Genomic DNA, 6343 nt, shown 5'->3' with positions numbered 1-6343 from the left:
GTTTGTTAGGGAAGGGGGTGGGTAGGTTAGGAAAAGGTGGACGGATCCACCGCTTTCGCGAGCAAGCCCGCTCCCACATTTTTGATTCGGTTCCGTCAGTTGAGATTGGCGAGCAGCCGCTCCAGCGTTTTGCTCACACCCACATCCTGCAGGCTCTCGAAACACCGCTCAAACGCTGCCACAAACTCGGGCGAGTTGGGAATAGCCGTACCAAAAATCTCTTCCACCCCCAGCAGCCGCTTGCTGATCAATGCGTCGTCCGTCACCAGCCCCTGGCAAAACTCGGCGCGAGGGTCTGGAATGCGGTAGATCACCCCATTCTCATCCACGCCTTTCAAGTACAGCGCCCAGGCCGCCACCACCAGCGCAGCACGCTCGGTCTCGCGACCATCGGCAATCAGGCGGTTGATGGTGGGTACGGTGAACTTGGGAAACTTCGACGAACCATCGGAACACACGCGCTCCAGCTGGTCGGCAATCGCCTGGTTGGAAAAGCGGTCCACCAGGGTCTGCTTGTATTCGGTCAGGTCGATACCCGGAACCGGCGCCAGGTTGGGCGTGACGTCCAGGTCCATGTAGGCGCGCATGTAGGCCACGAACAACGGGTCGTTCATGGTCTCGTGGACGAAGCGATAGCCCTTCAGGAAGCCCAGGTACGTCAATGCCAGGTGGCTGCCGTTGAGCAGGCCGATCTTCATCTCTTCATACGGCGTCACGTCGTCGGTGAACTGCACGCCCACCGTCTCCCACGCCGGGCGGCCGTTGACGAACTTGTCTTCCAGCACCCATTGCACAAACGGCTCGCAGACCACCGGCCAGGCGTCGTCGATGCCGTGATCGTCATGCAGTTGCAGGCGGTGCGCGGTGCTGGTCATTGGCGTGATGCGGTCGACCATCGCATTCGGGAAGCTCACGTTGGCCTTGATCCACTCGTGCAGGCCAGCGTCATGCAGCGCGGCGAAGGCCAGCAACGCCTTGCGAGTCACGGCGCCGTTGTGGGGCAGGTTATCGCAGGACATCACGGTAAATGCCGGCACCCCGGCGGCCCGGCGCTGGGTCAACGCCGCGCAGATAAACCCGAACACGGTTTTCGGCGAGCCCGGGTTGGCCAGGTCATGCTGGATCTGCGGCAGGTGGGCCATGAACTCGCCGTTGCTGTCGTCGATGCAGTAGCCGCCTTCGGTGATGGTCAGCGAGACGATGCGAATCTGCGGGCTGGCCAGCTTGTCGATCAACGCCTGGGCGCCGTCTTCGGCCAGCAGCATGTCGCTGATGGAGCCGATCACGCGCACTTCGGTGTCGTCGGTGTCGCCCAGTTCATACAGGGTGAACAGGTAGTCCTGGCCGGCCAAGTCGTCCCGCGCCTTGCGGTCCTCGCTGCGCAGGCCCACACCACAAATGCTCCAGTCCAGGCCTGTGCCGGTATTCATCAAGGCATCGGTGTAATACGCCTGGTGGGCGCGGTGGAACCCGCCAACGCCGATGTGCGCGATGCCCTGGCTGGTATTGGCAATCGCATAGGCCGGCAGTTGCACTTCGGGCGCCAGTTGCGTGAGGTTTTGCTTGTTCAGTTTCATCGGGAAATTCTCGCGAAATCAGGCGGCGGCGCGCAGTGGGCGGGCCACGGCAACACCCTCAGCGTCGAACAGATGGCATTGGGTCGGGTCCAGGTACAGCTGCAGGGTCTCGCCATACTGGCTGGCCATGTCGCCACGGATCCGCAGGGTCAACGGCTCCTTGCTGGCGGTAATCACATGGCAGAAGGTGTCGCTGCCGAGGCGCTCGCCGACGTCGGCGGTGACGGTCAGGGTGGCTTGCCCCGGCGCGGCGATTTCCAGGTGCTCCGGGCGAATGCCCAGGGTCACGGCGCTGCCGACGCTCAAGGTTGCGCTGCTCAGGGGCAGGCTGATGCGGCCGCCGGCGTCCAGTTCGACTTCGCAGCTCTGTGGGTCAACGCGAGTGACCTTGCCCTTGAGGAAACCCATTTTCGGCGTGCCCAAAAAGCCTGCGACAAACAGGTTGGCCGGCTGGTGATACAGCTCCAGCGGCGAGCCCACCTGTTCCACTCGGCCGCTGTTGAGTACGACAACCTTGTCGGCCAGGGTCATGGCTTCGACCTGGTCGTGGGTCACGTAGATCATCGTGGCTTGCAGCTCTTTATGCAGGCGCGACAGCTCCAGGCGCATCTGCACCCGCAGGGCGGCATCGAGGTTGGACAGGGGTTCGTCGAACAGGAAGATCTTCGGGTTACGCACAATCGCACGGCCAATGGCGACACGCTGGCGCTGGCCGCCGGACAACTGCTTTGGCTTGCGCTCAAGCAAAGGGCCCAGCTCCAGGATACGTGCTGCTTCGTTGACCTTGCTCTCGACAATCTTCTTGTCGACGCCGGCCAGGTCCAGGGCAAACGACATGTTCTTGCGCACGCTCATGTGTGGGTACAGGGCGTAGGTCTGGAACACCATTGCCAGGTCGCGCTTGGCCGGGGTGACCTCGGTGATGTCGCGGCCATCCAGTTCGATGGTGCCTTCGGTGACTTCTTCCAAGCCCGCAATCAAGCGCAGCAGGGTGGATTTGCCGCAGCCCGACGGGCCGACGAACACCACGAATTCCTTGTCGTTCACTTCAAGGTCGATGCCCTTGATGATGGAGAAACCTTCGAAGCCTTTTTGCAGATTCTTGATTTTCAGGTTGGCCATGATGGGCCTCCGCTTGTTGTTATTCGCTAGAGCCAAACACGTCAGCTGTAGGAGCCGGCTCGCCGGCGATGAGGCCCTTGAGCCTTGCGGCGACCTTGAGATCGCCATCGCCGGCAAGCCGGCTCCTACAGAGGTGTGGTTTGGCCGTTATTTCACGGCGCCGAAGGACAGACCGCGGACCAGCTGTTTCTGGCTGATCCAGCCAAAAATCAGGATCGGCGCACAGGCCAGGGTCGACACGGCAGACAATTTGGCCCAGAACAAGCCTTCGGGGCTGGAGTAGGAGGCGATCAATGCAGTGAGCGGCGCGGCGTTGGACGAGGTCAGGTTCAGCGACCAGAACGCCTCGTTCCAGCACAGGATCAGCGACAGCAGCACCGTGGAAGCCAGGCCGCCCTTGGCGATCGGCAGCAGCACCCGGACCATTTCCTGCCACAGGGTGGCGCCGTCCAGGCGGGCGGCTTCGAGGATGTCCTTGGGGATGTCTTTGAAGTAGGTGTAAACCATCCAGACCACGATCGGCAGGTTGATCAGGGTGTAGATGATGATCAGCGCAATGCGCGTATCCAGCAGGCCGAAGCTCTTGGCCAGCAGGTAGATCGGCATCAGTACGCCCACCGGCGGCAGCATCTTGGTGGAGAGCATCCACAGCAGCGTGCCCTTGGTGCGCTTGGTCTCGTAGAACGCCATGGAGTAGGCGGCCGGTACCGAGATCAGCAGGCACAGGGCGGTGGCGCTGAAGGAAATCAGCACCGAGTTCCAGGCGTAGCTGAAGTAGTTGCTGCGCTCGTTGATGTGCAGGTAGTTCTCCAGCGTCGGCGTGAAGATGAACTGCGGCGGGGTGGCGAACGCGTCGATTTCGGTCTTGAAGCTGGTCAGCACCATCCAGAAGATCGGGAAGAAAATCAGGATCGCGATGGCCCAGGCCAGGGTGCCGAGCAACACGCTTTGCAGGCGGCGGGATTGTTGAAGCGTCATGGCGCGGCCCTCAAGGCTTGTCAGTCAGGTTTTTGCCGATCATCCGCACCAGGATGATCGCCGCGATATTGGCGATGACCACGGCAATCAAGCCGCCGGCCGAGGCCATGCCCACGTCGAACTGCACCAGCGCCTGGTTGTAGATCAGGTAGGCGAGGTTGGTCGAGGCGTAGCCGGGGCCACCGTTGGTGGTGGTGAAGATTTCGGCGAACACCGAGAGCAGGAAGATCGTTTCGATCATCACAACCACGGCAATCGGACGTGCCAGGTGCGGCAGGGTCAGGTGCCAGAAGATCGCGATGGCGCCGGCACCGTCGAGGCGGGCGGCTTCCTTCTGTTCCTGGTCGAGGGACTGCATGGCGGTCATCAGCAGCAGGATCGCGAAGGGCAGCCACTGCCAGGACACGATGATAATGATCGACAGCAACGGGTAATGGGCCAGCCAGTCCACCGGCTGGGCGCCGAACAGCTTCCACACGTAGGCGAGGATCCCCGACACCGGATGGAAAATCAGGTTCTTCCAGATCAGCGCACCGACAGTGGGCATGATGAAGAACGGTGAAATCAGCAACACCCGCACCAGGCCGCGACCGAAGAACTCGCTGGCTTCCAGCAGGGCGCTGATCAGTACGCCAAACACCACGCTGATCAGCAAGACGCTGCCCACCAGCAACAGGGTGTTGGTGGCGCCGGGCAAGAACCCCGAGTCGGTGATGAAGTAGGTGAAGTTCTCCAGCCCCACGAACTGGTTTTCGCCGGGGTAGAGCAGGTTGTAGCGAATCAGCGAGAAGTACAGGGTCATGCCCAGCGGCACGATCATCCACAGCAGCAACAAGGCCACCGAGGGGCTGACGAGGAACCAGCCGGGGTTTATCAGGCGGCTTTTACGCGGCTTGTCCGGCGTAGCGGTTTGCACTTGGGCAGTGGTGGTATTCATGGTGATCAGGACCGATTAGAGACAGGTACGCAAAGCCCCTGTAGGAGCGAAGCTTGCTCGCGAAAGTATTCCAGGCGCATCGCTGCGGTGGATGTACCTTTTTCGCGAGCAAGCTCGCTCCTACAGGTGTTGGGGGTTACTTGGGATAACCGGCCCGCTTCATTTCGCGTTCGGTGAAGGTCTGTGCATCCGCCAGGGCTTTTTCGGCAGTGGAGCCACCGGTCAGTGCGCTGGAGAAGAACTTGCCGACCTGGGTACCAATCGCCTGGAATTCAGGAATGGTCACCAGCTGGATGCCCACATACGGCACCGGCTTGGCCGACGGGTCTTTCGGGTCGGCGACTTTCAGCGATTCCAGCGTCACCTTGGCAAACGGCGCGGCCTTCATGTATTCGTCGCTGTAGGTCGATTTGCGGGTACCTGGCGGTACGTTGGCAATCCCGTCGGTCTTGGCGACCAACTGGCTGTATTCCTTGGAAGTGGCCCAGGTGGTGAACACCTTGGCAGCGTCCTTGGCTTTGGAACTGGTTGGAATCCCCAGGGACCAGGAGTACAGCCACGAAGTACCTTTGTCGGTCTTCTCGTGCGGGGCAAAGGTAAAGCCGACGTGGTCAGCCACCTTGCTTTGGGTCTTGTCGGTGACGAACGAGCCGGCGACGCTGGCGTCGACCCAGATCGCACACTTGCCGCTGTTGAACAGCGCCAGGTTTTCGTTGAAACCGTTGCTGGAAGCCCCCGGCGGGCCGGATTTCTTCATGTTGTCGACGTAGAAGTTCAGCGCGTCTTTCCACTCAGGCCCGTTGAATTCCGGCTGCCACTTCTCATCGAACCAGCGTGCACCGTAGCCGTTGGCCAGGGTGGTGATCAGCGCCATGTTCTCGCCCCAACCGGCTTTGCCCCGCAGGCACAGGCCGTACTGTTCCTTGTCCTTGTTGGTGAGTTTGGCGGCGAATTCGCCGATCTGGGTCCAGGTCGGATGCTCGGGCATGGTCAGCCCGGCGTCCTTGAACAGGTCGGTGCGATAGTAGGTGATGGAGCTTTCGGCGTAGAACGGCAGGGCATACAGCGAGCCCTTGACGGAAAGACCGTCACGCACGGACGGGAAAACGTCGTCCAGGTCGTAGGAAGCAGGCAGGTCCTTCATCGGTTCCAGCCAGCCTTTGGCGCCCCAGAGTGCAGCTTCGTACATGCCGATGGTCAACACGTCGAACTGTCCGCCCTGGGTGGCGATGTCGGTGGTGAGGCGTTGGCGCAGGACGTTTTCTTCGAGTACCACCCAGTTCAGCTTGATCTCCGGATGCTCGGTCTCGAAGGTTTTCGAGAGCTTTTGCATGCGGATCATGTCGCTGTTGTTGACGGTGGCAATGGTCAGGGTTTGCGCGCCAAGACTGACGGCGCTGAGGGTCATGCAGGTGCAGGCAAGCAGAGCTTTGGCTGTGAACTTCATCGCGCACTCCATTTCTGCGCCCAGGGGCTGCAGAAGGACAGTTATTGTTGTTGTGTCTTCCACGACAGCTGGAAGAGTGTGCGTTGATTACAGCCTTCAATTGACGTGCTGACAAATCCTTGGGAGCACTTTTACTGATACTTTTTTGCACTGAGGCGGAAAATTGCTGAAACGATTCGCTGGGAGCGATCGGCTTCCTGCGTGAGCGCGATGCAAATGTGGGAGCGGGCTTGCTCGCGAAGGCGGTGAATCAGCCGACATTTGCGCTGCCTGACACACTGC

5 protein-coding genes are annotated in these 6343 nt (G+C 60.8%); all 5 read right to left on the bottom strand.

Annotated elements, in window-relative coordinates; all coding sequences use genetic code 11:
* Positions 1-95: 95 nt before the first annotated feature.
* The gene (locus ACW9I6_RS29675; RefSeq protein ID WP_457340141.1) at positions 96-1577 is read right to left on the bottom strand and encodes a mannitol dehydrogenase family protein; all 1482 of its coding nucleotides are present in this window, start codon (positions 1575-1577) and stop codon (positions 96-98) included.
* Positions 1578-1595: 18 nt separating this feature from the next.
* Complete coding sequence (locus ACW9I6_RS29670) at positions 1596-2699, bottom strand: ABC transporter ATP-binding protein (RefSeq protein WP_003215310.1); 1104 nt, start codon at positions 2697-2699, stop codon at positions 1596-1598.
* Positions 2700-2846: 147 nt separating this feature from the next.
* On the bottom strand, positions 2847-3677 hold the full coding sequence (locus ACW9I6_RS29665; RefSeq protein WP_003215312.1) for a carbohydrate ABC transporter permease: 831 nt from the start codon (positions 3675-3677) through the stop codon (positions 2847-2849).
* A gap of 10 nt (positions 3678-3687) precedes the next feature.
* The gene (locus tag ACW9I6_RS29660) at positions 3688-4614 is read right to left on the bottom strand and encodes a carbohydrate ABC transporter permease (protein ID WP_003215314.1); all 927 of its coding nucleotides are present in this window, start codon (positions 4612-4614) and stop codon (positions 3688-3690) included.
* Positions 4615-4750: 136 nt separating this feature from the next.
* On the bottom strand, positions 4751-6061 hold the full coding sequence (locus tag ACW9I6_RS29655; protein WP_003215317.1) for an ABC transporter substrate-binding protein: 1311 nt from the start codon (positions 6059-6061) through the stop codon (positions 4751-4753).
* Between the last annotated feature and the right edge of the window lie 282 nt (positions 6062-6343).

Source organism: Pseudomonas sp. SDO5522_S412 (genome assembly GCF_054071215.1).
Note: the sequence above shows the minus strand (reverse complement) of the source record. Positions and strands in the feature narration are given on the sequence as shown.